At 74.8% G+C, this 25,042-nt stretch carries 22 protein-coding genes; 15 read left to right on the forward strand and 7 right to left on the reverse strand.

The genetic code is table 11. The features are described from left to right. The first annotated feature begins 64 nt into the window (after window positions 1-64). The 4 genes from ACI797_RS09960 to ACI797_RS09975 all read left to right on the forward strand — a co-directional run bounded on the left by ACI797_RS09960 (window position 65) and on the right by ACI797_RS09975 (window position 3,524). Window positions 65-727, forward strand: coding sequence for a mycothiol-dependent nitroreductase Rv2466c family protein (locus tag ACI797_RS09960; protein ID WP_456858452.1), 663 nt, complete (start codon window positions 65-67; stop codon window positions 725-727). Between the two features lie 139 nt (window positions 728-866). Further along, window positions 867-1,553 (forward strand): MEDS domain-containing protein, encoded by a 687-nt coding sequence (locus ACI797_RS09965; RefSeq protein ID WP_456858453.1) that lies wholly within the window; start codon window positions 867-869, stop codon window positions 1,551-1,553. After that, window positions 1,550-2,740: an anti-sigma factor RsbA family regulatory protein gene (locus ACI797_RS09970; RefSeq protein ID WP_456858454.1), complete on the forward strand. Its 1,191-nt coding sequence runs from the start codon at window positions 1,550-1,552 to the stop codon at window positions 2,738-2,740. Before ACI797_RS09965 ends, ACI797_RS09970 begins: the two co-directional genes overlap by 4 nt. Before the next feature lie 22 nt (window positions 2,741-2,762). After that, window positions 2,763-3,524: an SDR family oxidoreductase gene (locus ACI797_RS09975; RefSeq protein WP_456858455.1), complete on the forward strand. Its 762-nt coding sequence runs from the start codon at window positions 2,763-2,765 to the stop codon at window positions 3,522-3,524. A 22-nt stretch (window positions 3,525-3,546) separates the two neighbouring features. Here ACI797_RS09975 and ACI797_RS09980 read toward each other — a convergent pair whose 3' ends face one another. Then, window positions 3,547-4,212 (reverse strand): DUF429 domain-containing protein, encoded by a 666-nt coding sequence (locus ACI797_RS09980; protein WP_456858456.1) that lies wholly within the window; start codon window positions 4,210-4,212, stop codon window positions 3,547-3,549. Between the two features lie 26 nt (window positions 4,213-4,238). Between ACI797_RS09980 and ACI797_RS09985 the strand changes: the two genes are divergently transcribed. Beyond that, the gene (locus tag ACI797_RS09985; protein WP_456858457.1) at window positions 4,239-4,730 is read left to right on the forward strand and encodes a ribose-5-phosphate isomerase; all 492 of its coding nucleotides are present in this window, start codon (window positions 4,239-4,241) and stop codon (window positions 4,728-4,730) included. Further along, a complete protein-coding gene (locus ACI797_RS09990; protein ID WP_456858458.1) occupies window positions 4,727-5,314 on the forward strand; it encodes a maleylpyruvate isomerase N-terminal domain-containing protein in 588 nt (195 codons plus the stop codon). Before ACI797_RS09985 ends, ACI797_RS09990 begins: the two co-directional genes overlap by 4 nt. Before the next feature lie 67 nt (window positions 5,315-5,381). On the opposite strand, the gene ACI797_RS09995 is transcribed toward ACI797_RS09990, so the two are convergent. Genes ACI797_RS09995 through ACI797_RS10005 form a run of 3 tightly spaced genes read right to left on the reverse strand, consistent with a single transcriptional unit; the run spans window position 5,382 to window position 8,609 of the window. Next, a complete protein-coding gene (locus ACI797_RS09995; protein ID WP_456858459.1) occupies window positions 5,382-6,623 on the reverse strand; it encodes a GNAT family N-acetyltransferase in 1,242 nt (413 codons plus the stop codon). Window positions 6,624-6,669: 46 nt separating this feature from the next. Next, window positions 6,670-7,314, reverse strand: coding sequence for a response regulator (locus ACI797_RS10000; protein WP_456858460.1), 645 nt, complete (start codon window positions 7,312-7,314; stop codon window positions 6,670-6,672). Next, entirely contained in the window at window positions 7,305-8,609 is a 1,305-nt protein-coding gene (locus ACI797_RS10005; protein ID WP_456858461.1) for a sensor histidine kinase, read from the reverse strand. Before ACI797_RS10005 ends, ACI797_RS10000 begins: the two co-directional genes overlap by 10 nt. Before the next feature lie 178 nt (window positions 8,610-8,787). Between ACI797_RS10005 and ACI797_RS10010 the strand changes: the two genes are divergently transcribed. The 3 genes from ACI797_RS10010 (at window position 8,788) to ACI797_RS10020 (ending at window position 11,982) form a co-directional block, all read left to right on the forward strand. Continuing rightward, entirely contained in the window at window positions 8,788-10,467 is a 1,680-nt protein-coding gene (locus tag ACI797_RS10010) for a hypothetical protein (protein WP_456858462.1), read from the forward strand. Window positions 10,468-10,528: 61 nt separating this feature from the next. Further along, window positions 10,529-11,545, forward strand: coding sequence for a sigma-70 family RNA polymerase sigma factor (locus ACI797_RS10015; RefSeq protein ID WP_456858463.1), 1,017 nt, complete (start codon window positions 10,529-10,531; stop codon window positions 11,543-11,545). A gap of 74 nt (window positions 11,546-11,619) precedes the next feature. Beyond that, window positions 11,620-11,982: a hypothetical protein gene (locus ACI797_RS10020; RefSeq protein WP_456858464.1), complete on the forward strand. Its 363-nt coding sequence runs from the start codon at window positions 11,620-11,622 to the stop codon at window positions 11,980-11,982. Window positions 11,983-12,060: 78 nt separating this feature from the next. On the opposite strand, the gene ACI797_RS10025 is transcribed toward ACI797_RS10020, so the two are convergent. Together ACI797_RS10025 and ACI797_RS10030 are read right to left on the reverse strand one after the other, a co-directional pair. Next, on the reverse strand, window positions 12,061-12,693 hold the full coding sequence (locus ACI797_RS10025) for a TPM domain-containing protein (protein WP_456858465.1): 633 nt from the start codon (window positions 12,691-12,693) through the stop codon (window positions 12,061-12,063). Between the two features lie 98 nt (window positions 12,694-12,791). Beyond that, window positions 12,792-13,463, reverse strand: coding sequence for a 4'-phosphopantetheinyl transferase family protein (locus ACI797_RS10030; RefSeq protein ID WP_456858466.1), 672 nt, complete (start codon window positions 13,461-13,463; stop codon window positions 12,792-12,794). A 402-nt stretch (window positions 13,464-13,865) separates the two neighbouring features. Between ACI797_RS10030 and ACI797_RS10035 the strand changes: the two genes are divergently transcribed. From ACI797_RS10035 to ACI797_RS10045, 3 genes are read left to right on the forward strand one after another with little or no spacing between them, the layout of a single operon-like run. Continuing rightward, complete coding sequence (locus ACI797_RS10035; protein WP_456858467.1) at window positions 13,866-18,053, forward strand: Pls/PosA family non-ribosomal peptide synthetase; 4,188 nt, start codon at window positions 13,866-13,868, stop codon at window positions 18,051-18,053. A gap of 53 nt (window positions 18,054-18,106) precedes the next feature. Then, entirely contained in the window at window positions 18,107-19,420 is a 1,314-nt protein-coding gene (locus ACI797_RS10040) for a heparan-alpha-glucosaminide N-acetyltransferase domain-containing protein (RefSeq protein ID WP_456858488.1), read from the forward strand. Further along, entirely contained in the window at window positions 19,401-20,129 is a 729-nt protein-coding gene (locus tag ACI797_RS10045) for a BPL-N domain-containing protein (RefSeq protein WP_456858468.1), read from the forward strand. The genes ACI797_RS10040 and ACI797_RS10045 overlap by 20 nt, the downstream gene beginning before the upstream one ends. 69 nt (window positions 20,130-20,198) lie before the next feature. Here the strand turns inward: ACI797_RS10045 and ACI797_RS10050 are convergent, their stop codons facing one another. Next, complete coding sequence (locus ACI797_RS10050; protein ID WP_456858469.1) at window positions 20,199-21,284, reverse strand: hypothetical protein; 1,086 nt, start codon at window positions 21,282-21,284, stop codon at window positions 20,199-20,201. Between the two features lie 318 nt (window positions 21,285-21,602). On the opposite strand from ACI797_RS10050, the gene ACI797_RS10055 reads away from it, so the two are divergent. The 3 genes from ACI797_RS10055 to ACI797_RS10065 all read left to right on the forward strand — a co-directional run bounded on the left by ACI797_RS10055 (window position 21,603) and on the right by ACI797_RS10065 (window position 25,039). Beyond that, window positions 21,603-23,015 carry a M1 family aminopeptidase gene (locus ACI797_RS10055; RefSeq protein ID WP_456858470.1) on the forward strand — a complete coding sequence of 471 codons (1,413 nt, stop codon included), beginning with the start codon at window positions 21,603-21,605 and terminating at the stop codon, window positions 23,013-23,015. A 604-nt stretch (window positions 23,016-23,619) separates the two neighbouring features. After that, window positions 23,620-23,895 (forward strand): hypothetical protein, encoded by a 276-nt coding sequence (locus ACI797_RS10060; protein ID WP_456858471.1) that lies wholly within the window; start codon window positions 23,620-23,622, stop codon window positions 23,893-23,895. Between the two features lie 118 nt (window positions 23,896-24,013). Further along, window positions 24,014-25,039: a chemotaxis protein CheB gene (locus ACI797_RS10065; RefSeq protein WP_456858472.1), complete on the forward strand. Its 1,026-nt coding sequence runs from the start codon at window positions 24,014-24,016 to the stop codon at window positions 25,037-25,039. Window positions 25,040-25,042: the final 3 nt, after the last annotated feature.

The following is a 25,042-nucleotide window of genomic DNA, read 5'->3' on the forward strand; positions in this document are numbered from 1 at the left end:
ACCACCGTTCGCGGGGCCTTGGGCCCGGCAGGACCACCCCGACCTCTCGAGGAGCACCCGAACGATGACCGAGGCAGTGCAGAGCGCCCCCACCTCCGCCCGCGTGGACTTCTGGTTCGACCCCCTGTGCCCGTGGGCCTGGCTGACCAGCCGGTGGGTGCTCGAGGCGGCCAAGGTGCGCGACCTGGACATCCACTGGCACGTCATGTCGCTGTCGGTGCTCAACCGGGGCCGCGACCTGCCCGAGGAGTACCAGGCGATGATGGAGCAGGCGATCGGCCCGGTCCGCGTGCTCATCGCCGCCGCGCAGAAGTTCGGCGACGAGGTGCTCGGCGACCTCTACACCGCCATGGGCACGCTGCGGCACCACGAGAAGCTGGAGCTGGAGGACATCGTCGTGCCGGCGCTGGAGCGCGTGGGCCTGCCGGTCGAGCTCGCCGACGCCGCCGGCTCCACCGAGTACGACGAGGCCCTGGAGAAGAGCCACCACGAGGGCATGGACCCGGTCGGCGAGGACGTCGGCACCCCGGTTATGCACATCGACGGCGTCGCCTTCTTCGGCCCCGTGATCAGCACGGTGCCCACCGGTGAGGACGCCGGCAAGGCCTTCGACGGCGCGGTGCTGCTGGCCAACCTGCCCTCGTTCTGGGAGCTCAAGCGCACCCGCACCGAGGGCCCCGACATGGAGTCGGTGCCCGCCGACGTCCTGGAGATCACCCGGCGCTGACGTCCGGGGGTCCCACGGCTGCCCGGTCCGCGCCGTGGGACCCGTTCGGCCGGTTGGGCCGTCCGCGGACGGGTAGCCACACGCCGTGCGCGCAACGGGTCGCGCCGGCTCCGTCCGGGGCCGCGGTCCACGGGGCCATGTGTGCTGCCCGTACGCCGACGCGGCGGCGTTCCGGCGCCGGGAGGCGGCCTTCGGCGCGGCCGCCCGGGCCGACGGCATGCGGGTGGTGCACGCCGGCGCCGACGGGGTCCCGGACCCCGAGCAGCTCCTCGCCGCGCTCGCCACGGCCACGGAGGCGGCGCTGGCCGACGGCCGGCGCGGCCTGGCCGTCAGCGCCGACGCCACCGCGCTGGTCCGTGTCCCGCAGCACCGGCAGGCCTGGGCCCGAGTCGAGTTCCTGCTGGACCGGTACGCCGCCGACCACCCGGTGGCGGTCCTGTGCGGCTACCGGCTCGATCTGGGCGAGGAGCTCCTGGCCGAGTTCGCGGCCCTCCACGCGGGCGGGCCCAGGAGTGCCACGGCCGTCCGCGTCTTCGGCTGCGCCGACGGCGCGCTCGGCCTCGCCGGGCGGTTCGACCCGGCGGGGCTCGCGACGCTCGGCCGGGTGCTCGGGCGCCTGGGGCCGGTCGGGGACGACGGGGCGCTCGTCGTCGACCTGGCCCGCGTGGTGGACGTGGACCACCGGGTGCTGCTGGCCCTGGCCGGCCACGCCGCCGCGGCCGGCCGGGTGCTGTCGCTGAGAGCGGCCCCGCCGCTGGCGACGCGGCTGCTGGAGCTGCTGCCGGCGTCCCGCGGGGGACCGGCACGGGTGGGGGTGCGGACATGAGGACGGGCGCGGCACGGGGCCACACCGGGAACTTCCACGAGGCCGGGTTCTACGGTTCGGACGCGGAGTTCCTCTCCCTGATCGTGCCGTTCGTGCGGGAGGGGACCGCCGCCGGTGAGCCGGTCGTCCTCGGGTACGACACCCGCAAGAGCCACCTGCTGCGGCACGCGCTGCCCGGGACGGACGGCGTCACGTTCCTGGGGGACGCCCGCCTCTACGCCCGCCCGGCCGGCGCCATCGAGGCGTACCGGCGGGCGTTCGAGGAGCACGTGTCGGCCGGCGCCGGGCAGATCCGGATCGCGGGCGACGTCCCGCACGAGGGCAACGGTGGGCGCTTCGCGGGGTGGGACCGCTACGAGTCCGCCGTCAACGTCGTGTGGCAGGACCACCCGGTCTGGAGCCGCTGCCTCTACGACGCCACCACCGTGCCGGACGTCGTCCGGGACGTCGTGGAGCGCACCCACCGCCGGCTCGTCAGCCCCGACGGGGCCGCCGCGGCCAGTCCCCGCTACGAGGAGGTGGGGGAGTACCGGGCGCTCCCGCCGGAACCGGATCCGCTGGAGGGGACGCCGCCCGACGTCGAGCTGGTCGACTCCTCGCTGAAGAGGACCCGGGCCACCGTCACCGACGTCGCCCGGCCGCTGCTCGACGCCGATGCGTGCGACGAGCTGGTGTTCGGGGCGTCCGAGGCCGTCATCAACGCCCAGCTCTACGGACGACCGCCCACCGCCGTCCGCGTCTGGACGACGCAGGACCGGGTGGTCGTGCGGGTGCACGACCGCGGCCCCGGTCCCGCGGACCCGCTGACCGGCCTCGTCCCGACGCCCGAGGGGACGTCGGGTGCCGGGCTGGGCCTCTGGCTCTGCTCCCAGCTCGCCTCCGTGGACGTGGCCTTGGTGACCGGGGACGACGGGTTCGCGGTCCGGCTGCGCGCCGGCCGGCTGCCGGACGCGGCGGAGGCCGGGCTCGACGTGATCGCCCTCCCGGCCGGCACCGCGGGTGGGACGCCGCCGCAACCCGGGGCGGTGCACGCGGTCGACGGGGACGGCTCGTCGCTGTGCGACCGCGTCGGCGCGGGGGAGCTCGTCCCCGTGGACGACGCCCTGTGGTGGGACGTCGCCACGGACCAGCGGTGCCCGGCGTGCCAGCTGCTGATCCCCGTGGACGACGCGCACGGCCGGTGCTGAGCGCCTGCGGCATGCTGGGGCGGTGCCGCACCCTCTCCGCCAGCGCATCCTGATCACCGGCGCCAGCTCCGGCCTCGGCGAGGGCATGGCCCGCCGCTTCGCCGGCATGGGCCGCGACCTCGCCCTCGCCGCCCGGCGCACCGACCGGCTCGAACTGCTGAAGAAGGAGCTGCTGGCCGCCCACCCGGGCATCCGGGTGGAGGTGGCCGCGCTCGACGTGGACGACGCCGACGCCGTGGCCACCGTCGTCCCCGAGCTGGCCGACCGGCTCGGCGGCGTCGACCGCGTGATCGCCAACGCCGGCATCGGCGCGGGCGCCTCGATCGGTACGGGGAAGGCGGCGCGCAACCGCGCCGTCCTCGTCACCAACGTGCTGGGCACCCACGCCACCTGCGAGGCGGCGATGGAGCTCTTCCGCGCGCAGGGCGCCGGCCACCTCGTCGTCATCTCCTCGGTGGCGTCGATCCGCGGCATGAAGGGTTCCCGCAACGCGTACGGGGCGAGCAAGGCGGCGCTCAACGCGCTGGCCGAGGGGATCCGCTCCGACGTCCTGGGCAGCCGGGTCGTGGTGTCGACGATCCTGCCGGGCTACATCGAGACCGACATCAACACCGGACGCCGCGGGCCGTTCACCGTGGGCCTGGACAAGGGCGTGGACGCGCTGGTCGCCGCGATCGAGCGCGAGCCGGCCAAGGCGTACGTGCCGGAGCTCCCGTGGCGGCCGGTCTCGGCACTGCTGCGGGTGCTCCCGCTCCCCGCCGTCCGGCGGGTCACCGGCGCCTAGGAGCCTCTTCGGGACGAAGCTCCTACCAGGAGATGCGCATGGGGCGGCCGCGCACGTCGAGGTCGTCCCCGCCCACGGACGACGCCGTGCCCTCGGTGATGCGCCGCGCCGACCACGCCGCCGCGCACGCGTCGAGGCAGTCGATGGCCGGCACCCCGTCCGGTGCCTCGGCCAGGGCGTCGAGCACGTCCATGACCGGCTGCAGCGCACGGATGCGCTGCGCCAGCCCGCGCGCGGTGGCCTTCGGCGCGACGACGCCACCGAGGCCGTCGCGGAAGGCCAGCTCGGGGTGGACCTCGTGCACCCGCCGGTCGGGCTCGTCCCCCAGTGCGTCGTCCAGGGAGCGGATCGCCGGCACGAGGTTCCAGGCCTGGATCGACAACGCCTTGCCCGAGGCGTTGCGCGACACCACGCAGGCCTCCGAGTAGGACGTGCAGCCGAGCACCGGTCGCAGCGGTGCGGGGAAGACCGAGCTGCCGGCGCGGCCGAGCAGCCTGCGCGCGGCGACGTCGCAGGCGCGTGACCCGTCACCGGACAGGCCGATCGGCATGTCGATGCCGACCACCCCGACGTCGGGCACGGCCAGGACGGCGGCGGCGTCCTCCAGCACGGCCAGCGTCACGCGGCGGCCGTCGAGCCGGGCGCCGACCCACTTCCCGCGCCAGCCGTCCACTCCCAGCACCGCCACGTGCGGAGCCTGACAGACTGCGGGGCATGCGCGTCTTCCTCGGCAGCGACCACGCCGCCTACGAGCTGAAGGAGCACCTCGTCAAGGTGCTCGCCGAGGCCGGTCACGAGCCGGTCGACTGCGGCGCCCACGTGTACGACGCCGAGGACGACTACCCGCCGTTCTGCTTCGACGTGGGGGAGCGGGTGGTGGCCGAGCCGGGCACGCTCGGGGTCGTCCTCGGGGGCTCGGGCAACGGCGAGCAGATCGCCGCCAACAAGGTGCCGGGCATCCGCGCCGCCCTGGCGTGGAACCGCGACACCGCCACCCTGGCGCGGCAGCACAACGACGCCAACGTCGTCGCCGTCGGCGCCCGGCAGCACTCCCTCGACGAGGCGGCCGAGCTGGTGAAGCTGTTCCTCGACACCCCCTTCAGCGGCGACCCGCGGCACCAGCGCCGGATCGGCCTGGTGCGCGGCTACGAGCTCGACCGGCACCGCCCCGCCGGCGGGGTGCCCACCCACACGTCCGAGGCGTGACGGGGGAGCACCTCCGGCGGGCGGCCGCGGCCGCGCGGCAGGTCTTCGCCGGTGCCGACCCGGCGGCGCCGGTGCCGGTCATGGCCGACGACGTCGCCGCCGTCGCCGGGCACCTGGTGACCGTGCTGGTCTGGTACTCGCAGGACCTCGCCGCCGGGCCGGTGCGCACCGACGCCATCGAGCTCGGGACGCGGGCCGGCGCCGGCCTGGAGGAACGGCTGCGCCAGCTCGACGCGGCCGCCACCGTGCTCGCCCGCACCGTCGACGGCGCCGGGCCCGACGAGCGCGGCTGGCACGACTGGGGGATCGCCGACGCCTCCGGCTTCGCCGGCATGGGCTGCGCCGAGCTGCTGGTGCACGCCGGCGACGTCGCCGAGGCCCGCGGCCTGCCGTGGTCGCCGCCGGCCGACCTCGCCGACGCCGTCCTGGCCCGGCTGTTCCCGTGGGTGCCGGACGACGGCGACCCGGCCGCCGCGCTGCGCTGGGCGACCGGGCGCACGGCGCTGCCGGGCCGCGAGCGGGTGCACTCGTGGCGCTGGCACTGCGCCCCGCTCGCCGAGTGGGACGGTGCTCTGCCGGGGTGACGTGCTGGAACGGCCCCGTCCAGGGACCCGACCTGAGCGTGCGAAGGGCGGGGAGGACGGGGTCCTTTCAGAACTCTTCCGGGCACCAGGGGGCGATCGGCCAGCCGAACGCCGTCGACGCCTGCGTGACCGCGCCCGGGCTGACCTCGGTGACCCGGCCGGCGGCCTGCATCGCCGCCAGCGACGTGCCGCCGAGGTAGGCCGCCGCCAGCGCCTCGACGTCGACGACCAGGTCGGGGTCGGTGTCGGTGGGCGCGCAGAAGGCGCCGGCCGGGGTGCCGCGCAGGTGGAACCGGCCGTCGTTCCACGGGCAGAACCGGTCGCGGACCTCGAGCACGAGGTTGACCGGCGCCGGGTAGCGGCGGGCGGCCAGCGCGCGGTCGACGTCGACCAGGCGGACCCACAGCCCGTCGATGCCCTGCGTGTGCAGCGCCCGGCCGTCGGCGACCAGGTGCCGGATCGGGTCGTCGGGCGAGCCCATGGGGTAGCTCACGTGGCGGACCAGGTCGACCGAGAGCAGGAACTGCCACAGCGCCGCGTACGCCGGCGTGCTCAGCGCCCGGACCTCGGCGACGGTGAGGGTGCTGTCGGGCTCCCCGGTGTCGGTCCAGTGGTTCTTGATCCGGAAGGCCGCGTACCCGGTGACCGTGCCGTCGGGCTCGGTGTGCAGCAGGTGCCGCAGCGCGGTCTGCCCCTCCCGGTTCTCGGGGGCGTCGCGCAGCGTGCGGTCCCACCAGCGGTCGTCGCGGGCCATGTTGCCGGGGACCTGCCGGCGCAGCGCGTCGAACAGGGGCATCGCCGCGGCGCGGTACTCCTCGACGGTCACCCGCTCGACGCGGCCCTTGCCCAGGTCGACGTCGCGCCGCAGCGACAGCCGCTCGGTGCGGCCGCTCAGCGACCCGCGGGTGCTCGCCGGCGCGTACCCGTAGCGGCCGTAGATCGGGTACTCCGCGGCCCACAGCGCGGCGACCGGCTCGCGCTGCTGCTCATGCAGGTCGGTGAGCTGCCGCCGCATGATCGAGGTGAGCACGCCCTGCCGGCGGTGGGTGGGGGAGACGGTCACCCAGGTGATGCCGGCGGTGGGGACGACGGCGCCCGGGACGGTCATCTCCAGGCTGTAGATGCCCGACGTCGCCACCACGCGGTCGCCGTCCCACAGGCCCAGCGAGCGGTCGAGCTCGGCGATGGGCGACGGCGTCTCCAGCCACGGCCCGGACGGCTCCTCGGCGAACACGTCGAACATCGCCCGCCAGAAGGCCGGGTAGTCGTCGAGGGTCGCCGGGCGCAGCTGGGCGGTGAAGTCGGGCACGCCGACGTGTCTACCGGGCGGGTGCGACACCGCGCCAACGAGTTCTTCAGCTGCGCAGGTAGGCGAGGGTGGCCATCACGCGGCGGTGCTGGTCCTCGTCGGGCGCCAGCCCGAGCTTGGCGAAGATGTGCTGGGTGTGCTTCTCCACCGCCCCCGGCGTCACGACCAGGATCCGGGCGATCGCGGTGTTGGAGTGCCCCTCCGCGATGAGGCCCAGCACCTCCCGCTCCCGCGGCGTCAGCCGGCGCACCGGGTCGTCGGCCCGCCGGCGGGCGAACAGCTGGGCGACCACCTGGGGGTCGAGCACCGTCCCGCCGCCGACGACGTCCTGCAGCGCGGCGAGGAACGTGTCGACGTCGGCCACCCGGTCCTTGAGCAGGTAGCCCACCCCGCCGGCGCCGTCGGCGAGCAGCTCGTCGGCGTAGGCCACCTCGACGTACTGCGACAGCACCAGGACGGCGGTGCCGGGCACGGTCTGCCGCGCCTCGACGGCGGCCCGCAGCCCCTCGTCGGTGTGCGTGGGCGGCATCCGGACGTCGACGACGGCGACGTCGGGCCGGTGCTCGACCACGGCCTTGAGCAGCGAGGGACCGTCGGCCACCGCGGCGACGACCTCCGCGGCGGCCTCGGCCAGCAGCCGCACGAGTCCTTCGCGGAGGAGCACCGAGTCCTCGGCGAGCACTACCCGCACGGGACCTCCGCGACCAGCCGGGTCGGCCCGCCGCGCGGGCTGTCCACGGCCAGGGTGCCGTCCACCGCACGCAGCCGGTCGGCCAGGCCGGCGAGGCCGTGCCCCGGCGCGAGCACCGCGCCGCCGCTGCCGTCGTCCTCGACCTCGACCCGCAGCAGGCCGCCGAAGCGGGCCACCGTCACCCGCACCTTGGCGGCGCCGCTGTGCTTGGCCACGTTGGCCAGCGCCTCGCTGACCACGAAGTACGCGGTGTTCTCGGCGATCGGGGACAGCCGGCCCTCGGGCAGGTCGACGGAGAGCTCGATCGGCACGGGGGACCGGGCGGCGACCGCGGCCAGCGCGGCGGCCAGTCCGCGGTCGGCGAGCACCGGCGGGGCGATGCCGCGGGAGAGCGCGCGCAGCTCCTCCAGCGTCTCGCGGGCGAGCCCGGCGGCGTCGCCGAGCGTGGTGCGGGCGGCCTCGGGGTCGCGGTCCATCTGCCGCTGCGCGCGGGCGAGGTCCATCTGCAGCCGCACCAGCCGCTGCTGCGGCCCGTCGTGGATGTCCCGCTCCAGCCGCCGCAGCTGCTCCGCCTCGGCGGCCACCGCGGCGTCGCGGCCCCCGGCCAGCCGGCCGATCTCGGCCTGGGTGGCCGCGCGGGAGGTGAGCAGCGCGCGGGAGAGCTGCGCCTGCAGCAGCGCGGTCGCCCGGACGACGAACGGCAGGATCAGCGCGAACACGATGCCGATCGCGGTGTAGAAGGCGATCCGGGAACCGGCCGAGCTCTCGAAGCCGAGCAGCTCGAGCAGGTCCTGGTTGTCGGCCGACGTAGTCGGGTCGGGCAGCGCCCAGTCCCAGGCGCCGTAGGTGATCCCGCCGAGCGCCACCGACCAGAAGGTCACGGTGACGACGAAGCCGAGGATCGCGAACGGGAACGCGATCACGCCGTGCAGCGCGTCGAGCCACGTCTGCGGGTCGCGCAGCGGCGTGGTCAGCCGGCGCACCCGGCTGCCGTCGGGCCGCAGGTACCGCGGGCGCGGCACGTCGTACCCGAGCACCGGGGTGATCATCGCCCGCTCGACCCCCGCGAAGCCGCGGGCGACCAGCAGGGCGACGGCGAGGACGGCGACGCCGACCCAGATGACGAGCAGCCCGACGCCCACCGACAGGCCGGTCACGACGGCGACGAAGGCGGCGATCCCGAGCGGGAAGCGCAGCAGGTTGTACGCAGAGTCGGCGCCCAGCTGGCCCAGGCGGCTGCGCGGCTGCAGCGTCGCGGCCGGCGGCGAGGGGAGCACGGCGGTGTCGGTGGTCATGGCATCGAGCCTGGGGCCGGCCGGGGCGCGGACCCACCCCGCTGGCTGGCCGATCGGGGTTCGGGCTGGCCCGACTGCGGGTTGCTGGTCATCTCGGCCGCCGATCGTCCCCGGGCCGCCCGGCCGGTGTCCAGCGGCCTCACTACTGTCGGGGAGACGGGGGGAAACGGAGGGGAGCGTGCGACTCCATCGCGGCGCGGCCGTGCTCGCGGCGACGGTCCTGCTGGCCGGCTGCACCTCGTTCGCCGACGACGAGGGGGACGGCGGCGGGTCCGGTGAGGCCCGGGCGACCACGACGGCGCCGGCCGAGGAGCTCACCGTGGTGGCCGACGACGACCCGGTGGCCGCGGCGGTCAGCACCAGCCGCGCGCTGTACGGGTCCGCCGACGTCGTCGTGATCGCCCGGGAGGGGGACGACGCCGGCACGCTGCTGGGCGCCTCGGCCGCCGTGGGCCTCGGCGTGCCGCTGCTGCTGGAGCGCGCCGGGGGCGCGGTGGACGACGGCCTGGCCGCCGAGGTCGACCGGCTCGGGGCGGCCACCGTGCTCGCCGTCGGGGAGGCCGAGGGCTCCGCGCTGGGCAGCGCCACCGAGGAGGACGGCGCAGAGGTCACCCGTGAGACGATCGCCGTCCCCGCCGACCCGGAGGCCGTGGCCGCCGCCGGCGTGCCGCTCGGCGGGACCGAGGAGGTGGCCCTCGACGACGCGGTCGCCGCCGTCGCCGCGATGGACCCCGAGCAGCCGGCCGCGCTGCTCCCCGAGGGCGCCGGGACGGCGGGGACCGACGACGCCCCGGCGGAGCTGCCCGAGGTGGCGCGCGCCGATCCGCTGGAGGACGTCGTCGTCCTGGCCGTCGGTGGCCCCGAGGACGTGGCCGGCGCGGCCACCGCCCGGGCGGCGGGCGCGCAGGTCGTGGTGACCGGGGGCAGCGCCGACCCGCGCGCGTCGGCCGACGTCGTCGACGCGGTGTCCGAGCACGACGGCGGCGTGCTGGCCCTCGGGGCTGGCTTCGCCGCGGAGGACGGGCTGGACTGGAAGCTCGCGACGGCGCGCAGCGGCGTGCAGCTGCCCGGCGGCGGGCAGACGCTGTTCCCCGGCCGGATGCTCGTGGCGCTCTACGGCAGCCCGGGCACCGGCGCGCTCGGGGTCCTCGGCGAGCAGGACGTCGACGCCAGCGTGGAGCGGGCCCGCGAGCACGCCGCCCCCTACGAGGACCTGGTCGACCGGCCCGTCGTCCCGGCGTTCGAGATCATCGTGACCGTCGCGTCGTCGGTGCCGGGCCCCGACGGCAACTACTCGACCGAGCTCGACCTGGAGACCATCCGGCCGTGGGTCGAGGCGGCGGGGGAGGCCGGGGTCTACGTCTTCCTCGACCTGCAGCCGGGCCGCACCGACTTCCTCACCCAGGCGCAGGCGTACCAGCCGCTGCTCGAGCTGCCGCACGTCGGGCTGGCCCTCGACCCCGAGTGGCGGCTGGGACCGGACGGCGTGCACCTGCAGACGATCGGCTCGGTGGGGGTGGACGAGGTGAACGCCGTCATCGCCTGGCTGGCCGACCTCACCCGCGAGCGGCAGCTGCCGCAGAAGCTGCTCGTCGTCCACCAGTTCCAGCTGCGGATGATCACCGACCGCCAGCGGCTGGACCTCTCCCGCGACGAGGTCGCGGTGACCATCCACGCCGACGGGCAGGGGGCGCAGGGCGACAAGCAGGCCACCTGGAACGCCCTCCACCAGGACCTGCCGCCGGGTCCGCTGTTCTGGGGCTGGAAGAACTTCTACGACGAGGACCTCCCGATGCTCACCCCCGAGCAGACGGTCGCCTCGGTCAGCCCGGTTCCCGATCTCGTCAGCTACCAGTAGTCCGGGGGCTCCCGGACTGTCGGTGCGCTGTGGTGTGCTGGGCGCCCTTCGACCAGAGGAGATGACCGCGGTGACCAGCGTGGCGATCGGCCCGACGGAGCAGCTCGACCCCCGGCTGCTCGAGCACCGGCGGGAGCTGACCGGTTACTGCTACCGCATGCTCGGGTCGTCGTTCGACGCCGAGGACGCGGTGCAGGAGACGATGGTCCGGGCCTGGCGCGGGCTGGGTGACTTCGAGGGCCGCTCGGCGCTGCGCTCCTGGCTGTACCGGATCGCCACCAACGTCTGCCTCGACCAGCTCTCCGGCCGGCAGCGCCGCGCGCTGCCGATGGACCTCTCCGGCGACCCGTGGCAGCCGGTCGAGTCCTCGCTGGCCGCCCGCCGCCCGGGGACGGCGTGGGTCGAGCCGGTGCTCGACCGCATGGTGCTCGCCGACGACGCCGACCCCGCCGAGCGCGCGGTCGAGCGGGAGTCGATCCGGCTGGCGTTCATCACCGCCTTGCAGCACCTGCCGCCGCGGCAGCGGGCGGTGCTGCTGCTGCGCGAGGTGCTGCGGTGGAAGGCCGAGGAGGTCGCCCAGCTGCTCGACACCACGGTCGCCTCGGTCAACAGCGCCCTGCAGCGGGCCCGCGCCACGCTCGCCCAGGTCGGCGGCCGGCCCGACCCGCAGCCGCTCGACGCGGAGCACCGCGAGCTGCTCGACAAGTACGTCGACGCCTTCGAGCGGTACGACATCGACGCGTTCGTGCGCCTGCTGCACGACGACGTCGCCCAGCACATGCCGCCGTTCGAGATGTGGCTGCGCGGCGCCGACGACATCGCCACCTGGATGCGCGGGCCGGGCGCCAAGTGCGAGGGCTCGCGGGTGTTCGCGGTGTGGGCCAACGGCCAGCCGGCCGTGGCCCAGTACCGGCTGCGCGACGACGGCGGCCACGAGCCGTGGGCGCTGCACGTGCTCGACATCGCCGACGGCAAGGTCGTCCGGATCAACAGCTTCCTCGACCTCGACCAGCGGCTGTTCACGACGGTCGGCCTGCCCGCGGCACTGGCCCCGGGCGAGGCGTTCGCCGTCGCCTGACCGGGGGCCACGGCCGGTTCCGCACGGTTCCGCAACCGGTTGACGGGCCGGTCGGGGTGCAGGAACCTTCGGCAATGACGGTCATCGCGCTCCCCACGCACGGACGCTGGACCTGGGACGCGCGCGGCGACGGCCGCGCGGTCCGCGTCTCCACGCACCCCGACGTCGGGCTGCTCAACGTGAGCATCTGGCGCGCCGACGTCTGCGTCGGCACCGTCCGCCTGACCGCCGCCGACGCGGCCGGCCTGGCGAGCAGCCTCACCGACGGCATCGCCCGCCTGGTGACGCGGCCGGAGCCGGCCGCCGAGCCGGACCGCCTGCACGAGCTCGAGGCCCGGATCATCCGCCTGGAGAGGCGCCGGCCCGCGCCGCTCTGGCGCCGCGTCCCCGCGGCTGTCGCCGCCTGGGCGGGGAGGACTCCCGGGCCCCGCCGGTGACCCGGGCCCTCGACGTCACCGTCGCGGTGCGTGGGTTCACCGACGACGCGTCGGGTGCGGTCGACCCGCGATCGGCGGCTACTCCGACGGGGTGGCCCTGCCCCGCCTCCGGGACAGCAGGTGGGCGACGAGGAGGACGACCGCCAGGCCGCCGATGACGGCCACCGTGGTCCCGGCGGACCACGACGGCGCCTCCGACTCCTCCTCTGCGGAACCGGCCGGTTCCGTGGGAGCGGCCGGTTCCGTGGGAGCGGCCAGGGACCGCAACCGCTCGGCCAGGGTGATCACCGCGGCGTCCCAGTCGGCGGCCTCGAGTGCGGGCACGACCTCGCCGGCCATCAGGTCCTCGACCTCGACCTCGGACAGCGGGAAGGACTCGGCGACCCACCACCCGTACTCGTAGGCCTCGTCCCCCACCGCCACGGCGACGAGCATGTCCGAGCCCCGGAGGCCGGAGAGCCGGGCCGTCTCCTCGACCCAGTCGGTGTCGGCCTCGGTGTCGAAGGAGGACACGAAGACGGCATGGAGATCGATGGCGCTGTCCGCCGCCAGGTCGGTCAGGGCGGCCTGGACCGCCGGCTCGTCGCTACCGAGCACCTGGACCTCGTCGGTGATCTGCTCGGTCAGGACCAGAGCGGGTTCGGCCGACGCGGACCCGGGGGCCAGCAGGACGAGCGCCAGTGCCACGAGCACCACGAGCGGTCCGCGCACACGCACCTCACCGAGTCCGAACCGGCGGGACACCGGGTGCCCGACTGTACGCAGGCCGGGAGAACCGCCACGGCGGCCGGTCCGCGTGCCGGGCGCCCCTACCCGGGGGAGGCGTCGTCCGCCGAGGTCCGGCCGCCGGCGAAGGAGCCGACCACGGGGAGGGCGGCCCCGGCGGCAGCGACCACCGCGTCCAGCGTCCCGTCGAACCAGTCCACCAGGTGCAGCTGCCCGTGCCGGGTGCGGGTTCGCCCGTCCGGTCCCACCCGCATGGTCCGCGGGTCGATCTCGATGTCGCGCGCCGAGTCCAGCGTGGCGACGCCGACCTTCACCAGGCACTCCTTGAGCACCCAGTGGCGCAGGAACTCCCTCGCGGGGTCCGGTGCGGACCGCACGCGGATGACCTCGGCCTCGGTCAGCGCGAGGGGCAGCCCCGCTGCTTCCAGGCCGTCACGGGGTCGCACCGCCTCGATGTCCACCCCGACGGGCTGCCGGCCCGCTCCCGTGACCACCGCACCCCGGGTGTGCGCCAGGCTGACGTGGACGGCGGGCAGACCGGACAGCGAGGGGCGGCCATGGTCGGCCGACCCGCAGTCGGGGCAGCGTTGCGTGACCTCGAAGGTCTCGATCGGCAGGCCGGTGAGCTGCGCTGCGTTCCACCGGACCAGCAGGTGGGCTGCGGCCCGGGCGTCCCGATCGTCGGGGTGGCGGAGTGCGGCGCAGCGGCGCAGCTCGACGGCGGTCAGGAGCCGGTGGTCGAGCGTCCGCAGCACCTCCTGGGTCCGGGCGGCGAGGACCAGGGGCCCGCCCGTAGCAGTTCCACGTCCTCGCGACACCCTGCCTCCTCGATGGCTCGCCGGCCGTCCCCACGGCCCCTTGGGCGTGCCCCCATGCCGTCCCGTCGCACGCGGGAGCGCCGCTATCGCGTCGCCGCCGGAAACAATCCAAGAAATACCGGATCTCGTGAGCGAGTCGTGACCCTGTGCAACTCGCCGCGCGTCGCGGGGCCAGTCCTGACAGGCGTGAGGCACTCGTTGACGGGCAGTCATCAACGATCACGCTGCCAGGGCCGGCCCGGCTCCTGCCCGCACGACGGAACACCTCGGCGGGGAGCGCTGCCAGACATACGCACCTAGCGTGCACAACATGAAGTCGCAACACCGGAACTCGGCTGGATGACCGCGCCGCGGGACCAGTTCGGTTCGTTCCCCTCTCTCTCCGACGACGCCTCGTGGGCGTCTCGCCCCCCGACCGCCCCGCCCTACCAGGGCCGCACGCGCACCGCATCCCGCTACCGCCTGCACGAGAACCTCGTCGAGGAACTCTCCGGCTCCGCCGCCGCCTGCACCCGCCTGAGCCGGTACTTCGAGCGCACGTGCGACGACCGCCCTTCGGCCACCGCCCTCGAGTGCGAGGGCGAGCACATCTCCTACGCCGACCTCGATGCGCGCGCGAACCGCCTGGCGAACCTCCTGATGGCCCGTGGCATGGGCAGCGGTACCCGCGTGGGGATCCTGCTGGACCGCTCGGTGGACACCTACGTCGCGCTGCTGGCGATCACCAAGACCGAGGCGACGTTCGTGCCGATCGATCCTGCGGCACCCGCCGACCGGCTGCAGTACGTCGCCGAGGACTCCGACGTCGAGCTCGTGGTGACCACCACGGCGTTCGCCGCCTCGTGCGCCGGCCTCCCCTGTCCGACGCTCGCGCTCGACGAGGTCGGACCGGAGCTGGCCCTGCAGCCGAGCACCCGCCCGGGCATCGAGACCGCCGGGGACCCGGTCTGCTACGTCATCTACACGTCGGGGTCCAGCGGTCGCCCCAAGGGTGTGGAGATCACCCAGTCCAGCATCTGCAACTTCATCGGGATCGTTCCGCCGTTGTACGGGGTGGAGCCCTCCGACCGGGTCTACCAGGGCATGACGATCGCCTTCGACTTCTCCATCGAGGAGATCTGGCCGACCTGGGCGGTCGGGGCGACGCTCGTCGCCGGCCCGACGGACGGCCGACGGGTGGGGCCCGGGCTCGCGGATTTCCTGGAAGAGCAGCGGATCACGATGATCTACTGCGTCCCCACGGTGCTGGCCACGCTCGACCGCACCCTCCCGCTGATCCGCACGGTGAACGTCGGCGGCGAGGCGTGCCCGCGGGAGCTCGTCGACCGGTGGGGCCCCGGCCGCCGGATCCTGAACACCTACGGACCGACCGAGACCACGGTCACCTGCACGATGGCCGAGCTGCAGCCGGGCAAGGCGGTCACCATCGGCCGCCCGCTGCCCACGTACCGGATCGTGCTGCTCGACGACGACCTGCAGCCTGTCCGCGCCGGTGAGGTCGGCGAGATCTGCGTCGGCGGCCCCGGCGTCGCCCGCGGTTACGTGAAGCGGCCCGACGTCACGGCCGAGCGCTTCATCGCCGACCCGCGCGGCATCCCCGGGGAGCGGATCTACCGCACCGGCGACCTGGGGCGGTTCCTCCCCGACGGCGAGCTCGAGTACCTGGGCCGCGCGGACAGCGAGGTGAAGGTGCGAGGGCACCGGGTCGACCTCCAGGAGGTCGAGAGCCTGCTGCTCGAGCACCCGCAGGTGACGGCCGCCGTGGTCACGCTGCTGTCCTCTCCGGGCAGCGGCGGGGAGCTCGCCGGGTACGTCATCCTCCGGGACGACCACGGCCGCGCCGCGACGCCGGGCGAGGACGGGCCCGGCGGGCGGGACGACGCGGTGATCGCCGAGCTGCACGACCTGCTGTCCCAGCAACTGCCGCCGTACATGGTGCCCGCGTACATGGACGTGGTCTCCGCCATCCCCATGCTGCCCAGCGGCAAGGCCGACCGCGGGCGGCTCCCCGAGCCGACCCGCTCGCGCCTCATCCGCACCCAGCAGGACCACGAGCCACCCGAGACCCCGGCAGAGGCGTGGATCGCAGGTCTGTGGGAGGCGGCCCTCCGGCTGCCCTCCGGATCGGTGTCGGCGTCGGCGAACTTCTTCGACGCGCTGGGCGGCCACTCCCTGGTCGCGGCGAACGTGGTCTCGGCCATGCGGGAGAGCGACCTGGGCGCGGGCCTGTCGATCTCGGACTTCTACCGGCACCCCACGGTGCGCGACCTCGCCGCCTTCCTCGAGGACGGCGCGAGCGCCCGACCCGACACCCTGGACCTGGAACCCCGGGCGCCCCGGCCGGCTCCACCGACGGCAGGTCGCGTGACCGCGTTCGGGTCGGCGCAGGTGGCCGGCCTGTACGGCGTCCTCCTGCTGTTCCTCCTGCCGATCGCCGTGCTGTACGGGATCCACGACGGCCGGCCGTCGGTGGCTCTCGTCGTCCAACTCGCGATCGCCCTGCCGTCGTTCTACCTGCTCGCACGCTGGGTCCTGCCGATCGTCGGCTCCCGGCTGCTGGCGCGCGGCCTGCAGGCCGGTGACCACCCCCTGTGGGGTCACGTGCACCTGCGGGTCTGGATGCTGCAGAAGCTGATGATCATCTCCCCGCTCACCGTTCTCAGCGGTTCTCCCTGGGCGGCGACCTATCTACGGCTGGCCGGCGCCGAGGTCGACGACGACTGCCACATCGGGACGGCGGACATCTCGCTGCCCTCGTTCCTGCGGGTGCACCGCGGCGCGACGGTCGGCTACGGCACCCAGTTGCACGCCCACCGCGTCACCGAGGGCGTCCTGACCATCGGCCCCGTCACGGTCGGACCTGGAGCGGTCGTCGGGTCCGAGTGCGTGCTCGAGTGCGACTCGGTGGTCGGCGAAGGGGCGATCCTGCGGGATGCGTCGCTGCTGCAGTCGCACCGGGAGATCCCGGACGGCCAGACGTGGGCCGGCTCCCCGGCCGGCCCGTCGCCCGAGGCGGCCGACCCGGCGATGGAGCTCATGGTCAGCTGCCCGTCCGCACCCCGCACCTGGTCGCGCGCCCTCCTGGCCGGGTTCGGCGGGGGAGTGCTCCTGCTCGAGCTGATGCCGTTCCTGATCATGCTGCCGACGGTGGCGCTGGTGTGGTGGACCCTGCTCACCTTCGGGGTGGCCGCCGCGCTGCTCGCCACGGCGCTGTCCGGCCCGCTGTTCGTGGCCACCTCGTGCGCCCTCGTCCTCGGCACCCGTCGGCTGATCCTGCCGGCGACGCGGGAGGGGGTGCACCACCTGCGGTCGCAGCTGGGCCTGGAGAAGTGGCTCGGCGACAAGCTGCTCGAGCTCAGCCTGCTGATGAACAACACGATGTACTCCACCCTCTACACACCGATGTGGTTGCGGGCGCTGGGTACGAAGGTCGGCGCCGGCGCCGAGGTGTCGACCATCGCCAACATCGATCCCGACCTGCTCACGGTGGGCGACGGCAGCTTCGTGGCCGACATGGCCACCGTCGGCAGCGCGTCGTACGCCAACGGTCACGTCGCCTTCCAGCGGACGGAGATCGGGTCGCGCGCCTTCGTCGGGAACGCGGCGTTCATCCCGTCGGGGACGCACCTGGGGGACGGGTCGCTGATCGGCGTCCGCAGCGTGCCGCCCGCCGAGGGCGTGCCCGCGGGCACCGGGTGGCTCGGGTCGCCGGCGTTCTTCCTCCCGCGTCGTGAGCTGTTCGAGGAGTTCACCGAGGCCGAGACGTTCGCACCGTCCCGTCGGCGGGTGCAGGCACGCTACGTGATCGAGTTCTTCCGGATCGTCCTGCCGAGCTCGATCCTCGGCGTCGCGACCTTCGCCACGCTGTACGGGCTCTCGACGGTGGCGGTCAGCTGGGGCCTGCTCCCGACCGTCCTGCTCGCCCCGCTGGTCGCGCTCGCCTCGAGTGTCGCCGTCGTCCTCTTCGTGGCCGCGGTGAAGTGGCTCGTCATCGGGCGGTACAAGCCGCGCGTGCGCCCGTTGTGGAGCGGCTTCGTCCGCCGCACGGAGTTCGTCACCGGCATCTACGAGGCCGCGGCGGTGCCGGCTCTGCTCGCCTTCCTCACCGGCACCCCGGTCCTCGGGGCCGCACTGCGCCTGTTCGGCACCAGGGTCGGGCGCAGGACGCTGATCGACACCACGTACGTCACCGAGTTCGACCTCGTCGACATCGGGGACGACGTCTCGGTCGGCACCAACGCGTCGCTGCAGACGCACCTCTTCGAGGACCGCGTGATGAAGATGGACCGCGTCACGCTCCGCGACCGGGCGAGCGTCGGCGCGAAGGCGGTCGTCCTGTACGGCTCCGTGGTGGAGGAGGACGCCTCGCTGGTCGCGATGTCCCTCGCGATGAAGGGCGAGGTGCTGCCGGCCGGGACCACCTGGTGCGGCATCCCGGCCCAGAAGGTCAGCCGCCCGCCGACGCCTCCAGCGGCGCCCGTCGGGCGCGGGCGGTCCCGCTCGGTGACGACGGCGGAACGACGATGACGGCGAACCCGCAGAGCCCCGCCGAGGGGGTCCTCGACCGGTCCGGCCCGTCAATGGGCGCGGGTCCGGCGACCCGGGAGGTGCCGTCCGCCGGGGCGTCCCCGTTGGCGCACGCCTGCGAGCCTGCGCCGTCGGGAGACGTCTCGGGGACCCCGTCGAGCACGGCCGGGTCGCAGCGGTCGAGCACCCGCCTCATCGGGATCGACGCCGCTCGCGGCGTCGCCCTGATCGGCATGATGGCCGTGCACGTGCTGGACCCGGTGGGCGCCGACGGGACGCCGTCCCTCTCGTGGAACCTGGCGGCAGGCAAGTCGGCAGCGCTGTTCGCGTTGCTGGCCGGTGTCGGGGTCGCCTTCTCCAGCGGCCGGCGTCGTCGCCCGCGGGGGCGGGCGTGGGTGGCCTCGGCGGGCTCGCTCGTCACGCGTGCGCTGATCATCGGCGCGGTGGGCCTGCTGCTCGGATACCTGGTGCCCCGCAGCCTGGCCGGCGTGATCCTGCCCTACTACGCGCTGCTGTTCGTCCTCGCCATCCCGCTCCTGTCCCTGTCCATCAGGGCGCTCCTCCTGACCGCGGCGGCGATCGCGGTCGGCATGCCGGTGATCAGCCATCTGCTGCGGGCGGGCACGGAGACGACCACGGCCGCCAACCCGACCTTCGGCGACGTGGCGGCCCGCCCCGGCGGTCTGCTGACGGAACTGGCGCTGACCGGCACGTACCCGGCTCTGATCTGGGTGGCCTACCTGTGCGTCGGTCTGGCCGTGGGCCGAGCGCTGCTGTCGTCCCGCCGGGTCGTCGTGCTCATGACCCTCGTCGGCCTGGGGCTCGCGGTGTCCTCGCGGGTGGTCTCGTGGCTGCTGCTCGACGTGCTCGGCGGTCGCACGGAGCTCGAGGCGGTGGCCCGGCAGTCGCTGTCCGCGGAGCAGTACACCGACCTGCTGCTGTGGGGGCCGTCCGGCGTCACCCCGTCGGACACCGCGTGGTGGCTGGCCACGGTCTCCCCGCACTCGAGCACCCCGTTGGACCTCGCCTTCACGATCGGCGTGGGCCTCGGCGTGCTGGGGGTGTGCATCCTCGTCGGCCGCACGACGACGGCCTGGCTGCGGCCGATCGCGGCCGCGGGCAGCATGACGTTGACGCTGTACTGCCTGCACCTGCTGATGCTCAGCTCGCCGTTCCTGCCGGAGGACGACGTCGCCTCCATGCTGGTGCAGGTGCTGGTGGTGGTCGGCTTCGCGCTCGCCTGGAGCCGGTATCACGCACGCGGGCCGCTGGAGGACCTCGTCGCGGCGGCCACGAACGGCGTCAGGCGCAGGATCCTCGCCGGAGGCCGCGCGCAGGGGACCAGCGGTGGCCCGGACCGGCCCTGACTCCCCGGAGCGGGACGGCGGCCCGCCGCTGGCCCTGGTCTACCGCGGTCCGGCGTCCACGCCGGGCTGCCCGGAGGCGGTCGCCGCAGCTCTCCGCCGCAGCCGGTGGGACCTCCAGGTGCGCTTCGTCGGTCCCAAGGAGCAGGTGCAGGTCACCCCAGCCGTGCTGGCCGACGCCCGGCTCTACGCGCAGCCCGGCGGTGGCGGCCTGCGCGCGGCTCACCGCCGGGTCCGGCGCTCCACCGGGGCGGTGCGCGACTTCGTCCGGTCCGGCGGCGGGTACCTCGGTTTCTGCCTGGGTGGCTACCTCGCGGGGGAGACGCCGGGCTTCGGCCTCCTGCCCGGCGACGCCGACCGCTTCATCTCCTCCCCGGGGGCCCGGCCGGACCACGCGGGCGACAGCCTGGTGACGCTGACCTGGAACGGGCGGCGCCGGGAGATGTTCTTCCAGGACGGTCCCTGGTTCGACCTGGACGCCGGACGCGGCCCGGCCGAGGTGCTGGCGACCTACGACAACGGTCTGCCGGCCGCGGTCGTCGCACCGTTCGGCGCCGGCGCGGTGGGTGTCGTGGGGCCGCACCCCGAGGCCTCGCCCGACTGGTACGGCGACAGCGGGCTGCCGGTGCCGGCCGACCTCCACGCCGACCTCACCCAGGACCTCGTCGACCGGGTGATGGGTCTCGGCCGGGCGCCGGTCCGGGGCGACTGAACCGGCGGTCGGACGGGTGCACCGCCACCGGTGGGCGCCGCCCGAGGACGGGGGCGCCCACCGGGGCGATCAGGAGGCGTCGAGCAGGCGCCCGACCGTGCTGCCGAGCCGGCCGTCGAGAGCGTGCCCGACGCCGGCCGGCCACTCGTGCGAGGCGACCACGCCGCGGCCGGCGTACCACCGCTCGCCGGCCTGTGCGCCCCAGGCCGCGGTCAGGGGAACGGCCGTGTCCGCCGTGCCGGTGTACCAGTGGCCGCGCACGCCGGCCATCCGGGCGGTGGTCACCCCGGCGCCACCGTCGGCCGGCGGGCCGCCCCCGCCGAACACCACCCAGCCGCCGCCGACGCGCAGCAGCTCCGGGTGCCGGGGGACGAGGAAGCGGGTGACCTCCTGGGCGCCGGAGGAGAAGCCGGACAGCCACAGCTCGTCGATCGGGTAGTTCTCGAGCTGGGTCTCGATCAGGTCGGCGAGGAAGTCGGCGTAGGCGCTGGTGTCGCCGGTGTGCCAGCACTCGCAGGCCTGGTTGGGGCTCTCCACGGCCAGTGTGATCGCGTTGCGGGCCTTGGCGGCGGCGACCAGCCCGGAGGGACCGCCCAGCGCGTAGGGCGAGGTCGGGTTGTCCACTCCGTACTCGCCGGTTCCGTCGGCGTAGACGACGAGGCCCACCGGGCGGGACGGGTCGATGCCGCCGGCGTAGAGCAGGTAGCGGCCGGACTGGCCGTTGGCGGCGGTGAACGTGCTCCGCGGCCGGTCGGTGAACGCCCCGCCCGATCCGCCGCTGGTGGCGCCGGCGCCGGTGCCGGCGGCGGCGGCTGCGGCTGCGGCTGCGGGCCGCGTGCCCGAGGGGCTCGCGGGGGGCGCGGACTCCGGCTGCACCTCCTCGGCGGCCTCCGGAACCGACTCCTCCGGTGATTCCGCAGCCGGCGGGGGCGGCACCTCGGTGGCCGGTTCGGACGAACCGGTGGCGGGTTCCTCGACCGGCTCCCCGGCCTCGGGAGCGGGCACCGCGGGAAGGGCGTCGTCGTGCGGCGTGGCGGCGGCGCCGGCCGGGGACGGGACGCCGGCGTCGCCGGGTTCGCCGGCGTCCGCGGACGCCGACGGTCCTGCGCCCGCTGCGTCGAGGCCGAGGTCCTCGGGGCCGCAGGCTGCGGTCAACGAGATCAGGGCGACGGCAGCGACCACGCCGGCGCAACGGCGGACAGGGGAGAGGGAAGTGCGCACGGGAAGAAGTTCCTCCGGATGCCCGCGCCGATGGCCACGGACCGTGATTGCCAAGTGACGTACCGATGCTGGCACATACTCCGCGCATCCAAAAGGTCACGCTCAGGTAACACGTATCTCAGGAGCTCCACGCCTCCCGCGCACTCTGCCGATGACGTCTGTATGGGCGTCTGCCGGTCGGTCCGGCGAGGACGGCGCCGGGGCGCGAGGATGGGAGGGGCCGGCAGGCCGGACCACGCGACGAGGACAGGGATGCGTCGACCCCGACACTGGTACCTGGCGGCCTGGCTCTGCCTCGTCGTCCTCGTGGGCGGGTGCGGTGCACCGGAGGCCGCACCGCCGGAGGCCGCGCCGCCGGAGCCCTGGTCCGACCGTCCGGTGGTGGAGCTGCGCTTCGAGGTGGCCGAGGACCTGGCCTCGGTAGCGGGCTGGGAGCGCATCACGTTCACGCCCGACCTCCCCACGTGCGAAGTGGTGCTGCGCGCCTGGCCGAACAAGCCGGCCACCGCGCGGGCGGGTAGCTCCCTGGTGGTGTCCGAGGTGCTCGTGGACGGCCGGCTGCGGGACCCCGTCGACGTCGTCGCCGGTGCACCGGAGACGGCGCCCGCGGGCACCCTCCTGGAGGTCCCGCTCGAGGACTGTGCCGCTGCGGGCGAGGAGGTCACGGTGGAGCTCGAGTTCGACGTCGAGCTGGGCGAGGAGGTCAACGAGCGCGTGGGTACCTCCACCACCGCCGAGGCGGCGTGGTTCGCCACTGCCTTCCCCCTGCTCGCGTGGGAACGTGGCCGAGGCTGGGAACGCGGTCCCGCGGTCGCGGTCGACGGGGAGATGGCGGTCAGCGAGGACTTCAGGCTCGCCTCCCTGGATGTCGTGGCGCCGTCCGCCTACGACGTGCTCGGCACGGGGCGTGCCGCCGGCACGGAGGACGGGCCGGACGGGACGACCGTCCACCGCTTCACCGCGCCGGCCGTGCGGGACGTCGCGGTGTCGGTCGGGGACTTCGACGTGGTCGACCGCGAGATCGAGGGCATCCGGGTGCACGTGGCCACGGATCGGTCGGTGGAGGAGTCGGTCGCGTCGGACTGGCTGGACCAGATCGACGAGTCCACCGCAGACCTCGTCGACCTGCTGGGCCCCTTCCCGTACGACGACCTCTGGGTCACGGTCCTGTCCAGCCAATCGAGCGGGATCGAGTTCCCCGGGGCGATCCAGTTCGGTGACGTGGCACCCGACGAGCGCCGGGGCCTGGTGACCCACGAGCTGGCCCACATGTGGTTCTACGGGCTGGTCGGCAACGACCAGGGCGAGGACCCGTGGATCGACGAGTCGTTCGCGACGTTCGCGCAGGTGGTGGCCGACGGCGAGCAGTCGGAGCCCTACGAGCACGTCTTCGACGACGACATGCCGCCGGTGGGTGGCTCGATGCCCTACTGGGCCGAGTTCGGCCGACCCAGCAGCACGTACTTCGACACCGTCTACACCCTCGGCGGCGCGGCTCTCGTGGAGGCCCGTGACCGAGCCGGGCACGAGGCGTTCGACGCCGCGCTCGCGGACTACCTGCGGGTGAACGCCTACTCCGTCGCCACCCCCGACGACGTCCGAGAGGCGTTCGACGAACTGCCGGAGGTCCTCGCGGTGCTGCGGGAGGTCCGCGCGCTGCCCTGACGCCCACCGGCGCGCCGTTCTCGAGGTGCACAGGCGCCGCACAGGTCGCGGACCGGAAAACCGCAGGTACCCCGCCGACAGTGCTCGGCATGTCGCTTCCGACCCCGATCGGCTCAGAGGTGAGGCCGGACGCTGCCGCACCCCCTCGGCCTGTGCCATCCTGCCTCCCGGCTGAACACCTCAGGGCTTGCCTGCTCACGGGGGAGGTGAACATCAGCGCGGTGTCCCGCCGTGCTGAGGACGACGGCATGAGTGCTGCTGCCCATGACCCCGCGCTCTGCGACGGACGCGGATGCTCCGTGCACCACCCCAGCGACCACCACATGCGGGACTGGCCGAAGACCTGGAGCGCCTACCGCGGCTTCTTCTACCGCCGGTGCGCGCACGGCTTCGGCCACCCCGACCCCGATGACGTCGTCGCCCTCCAGTCGGCCGGTGGCGTCTCCGCTGCCCATCCCTGTGACGGTTGCTGCATCGCTCCCCTGCGAGACGCACGCTGAGCGGCGGACCTGGATCCGGCGCTGCGCCCGGCCTCACGGGGCCCGCACCTCCGCTCGGCGGTCTAGCCTGGACGGCGGGTGGTCGAGAGGGGCCGGGAACTGCGATGCCGGGCGCGGCGGAGGGCGAGCAGGCGGTGGCGTCCGCCTACCGGCGCACCGGGCTGACCGTCCGGGACGCGTGGCTCCGCTACCTGGCCCTGGGCGGCAACGCCGACGAGGTGTCGGTCGACGCCCAGCTGCACGGGCTGGCCGTGCTGTCACCGGGGGAGCACAACGTGCTGGCCCACGCCCTCAACGAGGAGCTGGACGACCTGGCCGACCCAGGGCCGCGGGTCCCCCCGGCACCGCTCGGCGAGGGGCTGCGCCGGTCCGGGGCGTGAGCGGGCCGACGAGGGCGGAACCCGGTGCACGACCAGGCGCGTGAGAGCATGATCGCTCCTGCACCCGTCGCCGGTCCGCCGGCCACAGCCGGTCCCGGCGGCGAGAAGGAGACGGCTCATGGCACGGCGTGACCTGGTGGTCGTCGGCGCCTCGGCCGGCGGGGTCGAGGCGCTGGGGGCCTTCCTGCGCGCACTGCCGCCCGATCTGCCCGCCGCCGTCCTGGTCGTCCTGCACATGCCGGCGGACTCCGCCAGCGCGCTGCCGTCGATCCTCGCGCGGTCGTGCCTTCTGCCGGTGCGCCCGGCGGTCCACGGCGCCGCCCTCGAGGCCGGCACCGTGCAGGTGGCGGTGCCCGACCGGCACCTGATGGTCGTCGACGGGCACCTCGCCCTGAGCCGCGGCCCGCGGGAGAACGGTCACCGCCCCGCCGTCGACGTCCTCTTCCGGTCGGCCGCGCGGGCCGCCGGCCGCCGGGTCGTGGCCGTCGTCCTGTCGGGCGTGCTCGACGACGGGACCGCCGGCATGATCGCGGTCCGGTCGCGGGGCGGCGTGGGTCTGGCCCAGGACCCCGCCGACGCGCTGTTCCCCGGCATGCCGACGAACGCCGCGGAGATCGGCGGTGCCGACCGGGTGCTGCCCGCCGCGGCGCTGGGCGCCCACCTGGAGGAGCTGCTCGCCGAGGAGGTCGACGACGTGGAGGAACCACCGCCGAGCGAGTTGATGGAGACGGAGACGGCGATGGCGAACATGGAGATGGACGCCGTCAACGCCGACGACCGCCCGGGGACGCCGTCCGGCTTCGGCTGCCCGAGCTGCCACGGCGCGCTGTGGTCGATCTCGGAGGGCGGGCTGGAGCGGTTCCGGTGCCGGGTCGGGCACGCCTGGTCCCCCGAGGCCCTGGCCGCCGAGCAGGCGCAGGCACTGGAGTCGGCGCTCTGGATGGCGCTGCGCGGCCTGGAGGAGCGCGCGGCCCTGAGCCTGCGCATGGGCCAGCAGGCCGACGAGCGGGGGCACCGGCTCAGCGCCCGGACCTTCCGCGAGCGCCACGACGAGGCGCAGCAGGCGGCCGCGCTGGTGCGGCGGATGCTGGTGCAGGAAGAGTGGAACGGGGAGGAGCTCCCCCGGGACGCGGAAGGAGCATGACCC

This window comes from Geodermatophilus sp. SYSU D00691 (assembly GCF_054050275.1).

What these genes read in the sequence shown, in the direction of transcription:
- ACI797_RS10020 (WP_456858464.1), top strand. Translation starts at nt 11,620, where the DNA reads ATGACGGTCATCGCGCTCCCCACGCACGGACGCTGGACCTGGGACGCG.
- ACI797_RS10060 (WP_456858471.1), top strand. Translation starts at nt 23,620, where the DNA reads ATGCCGGGCGCGGCGGAGGGCGAGCAGGCGGTGGCGTCCGCCTACCGG.
- ACI797_RS10040 (WP_456858488.1), top strand. Translation starts at nt 18,107, where the DNA reads ATGGGCGCGGGTCCGGCGACCCGGGAGGTGCCGTCCGCCGGGGCGTCC.
- ACI797_RS10015 (WP_456858463.1), top strand. Translation starts at nt 10,529, where the DNA reads ATGACCGCGGTGACCAGCGTGGCGATCGGCCCGACGGAGCAGCTCGAC.
- ACI797_RS10065 (WP_456858472.1), top strand. Translation starts at nt 24,014, where the DNA reads ATGGCACGGCGTGACCTGGTGGTCGTCGGCGCCTCGGCCGGCGGGGTC.
- ACI797_RS10035 (WP_456858467.1), top strand. Translation starts at nt 13,866, where the DNA reads ATGACCGCGCCGCGGGACCAGTTCGGTTCGTTCCCCTCTCTCTCCGAC.
- ACI797_RS09970 (WP_456858454.1), top strand. Translation starts at nt 1,550, where the DNA reads ATGAGGACGGGCGCGGCACGGGGCCACACCGGGAACTTCCACGAGGCC.
- ACI797_RS09985 (WP_456858457.1), top strand. Translation starts at nt 4,239, where the DNA reads ATGCGCGTCTTCCTCGGCAGCGACCACGCCGCCTACGAGCTGAAGGAG.
- ACI797_RS10055 (WP_456858470.1), top strand. Translation starts at nt 21,603, where the DNA reads ATGCGTCGACCCCGACACTGGTACCTGGCGGCCTGGCTCTGCCTCGTC.
- ACI797_RS10005 (WP_456858461.1), bottom strand. Translation starts at nt 8,609, where the DNA reads ATGACCACCGACACCGCCGTGCTCCCCTCGCCGCCGGCCGCGACGCTG.
- ACI797_RS09960 (WP_456858452.1), top strand. Translation starts at nt 65, where the DNA reads ATGACCGAGGCAGTGCAGAGCGCCCCCACCTCCGCCCGCGTGGACTTC.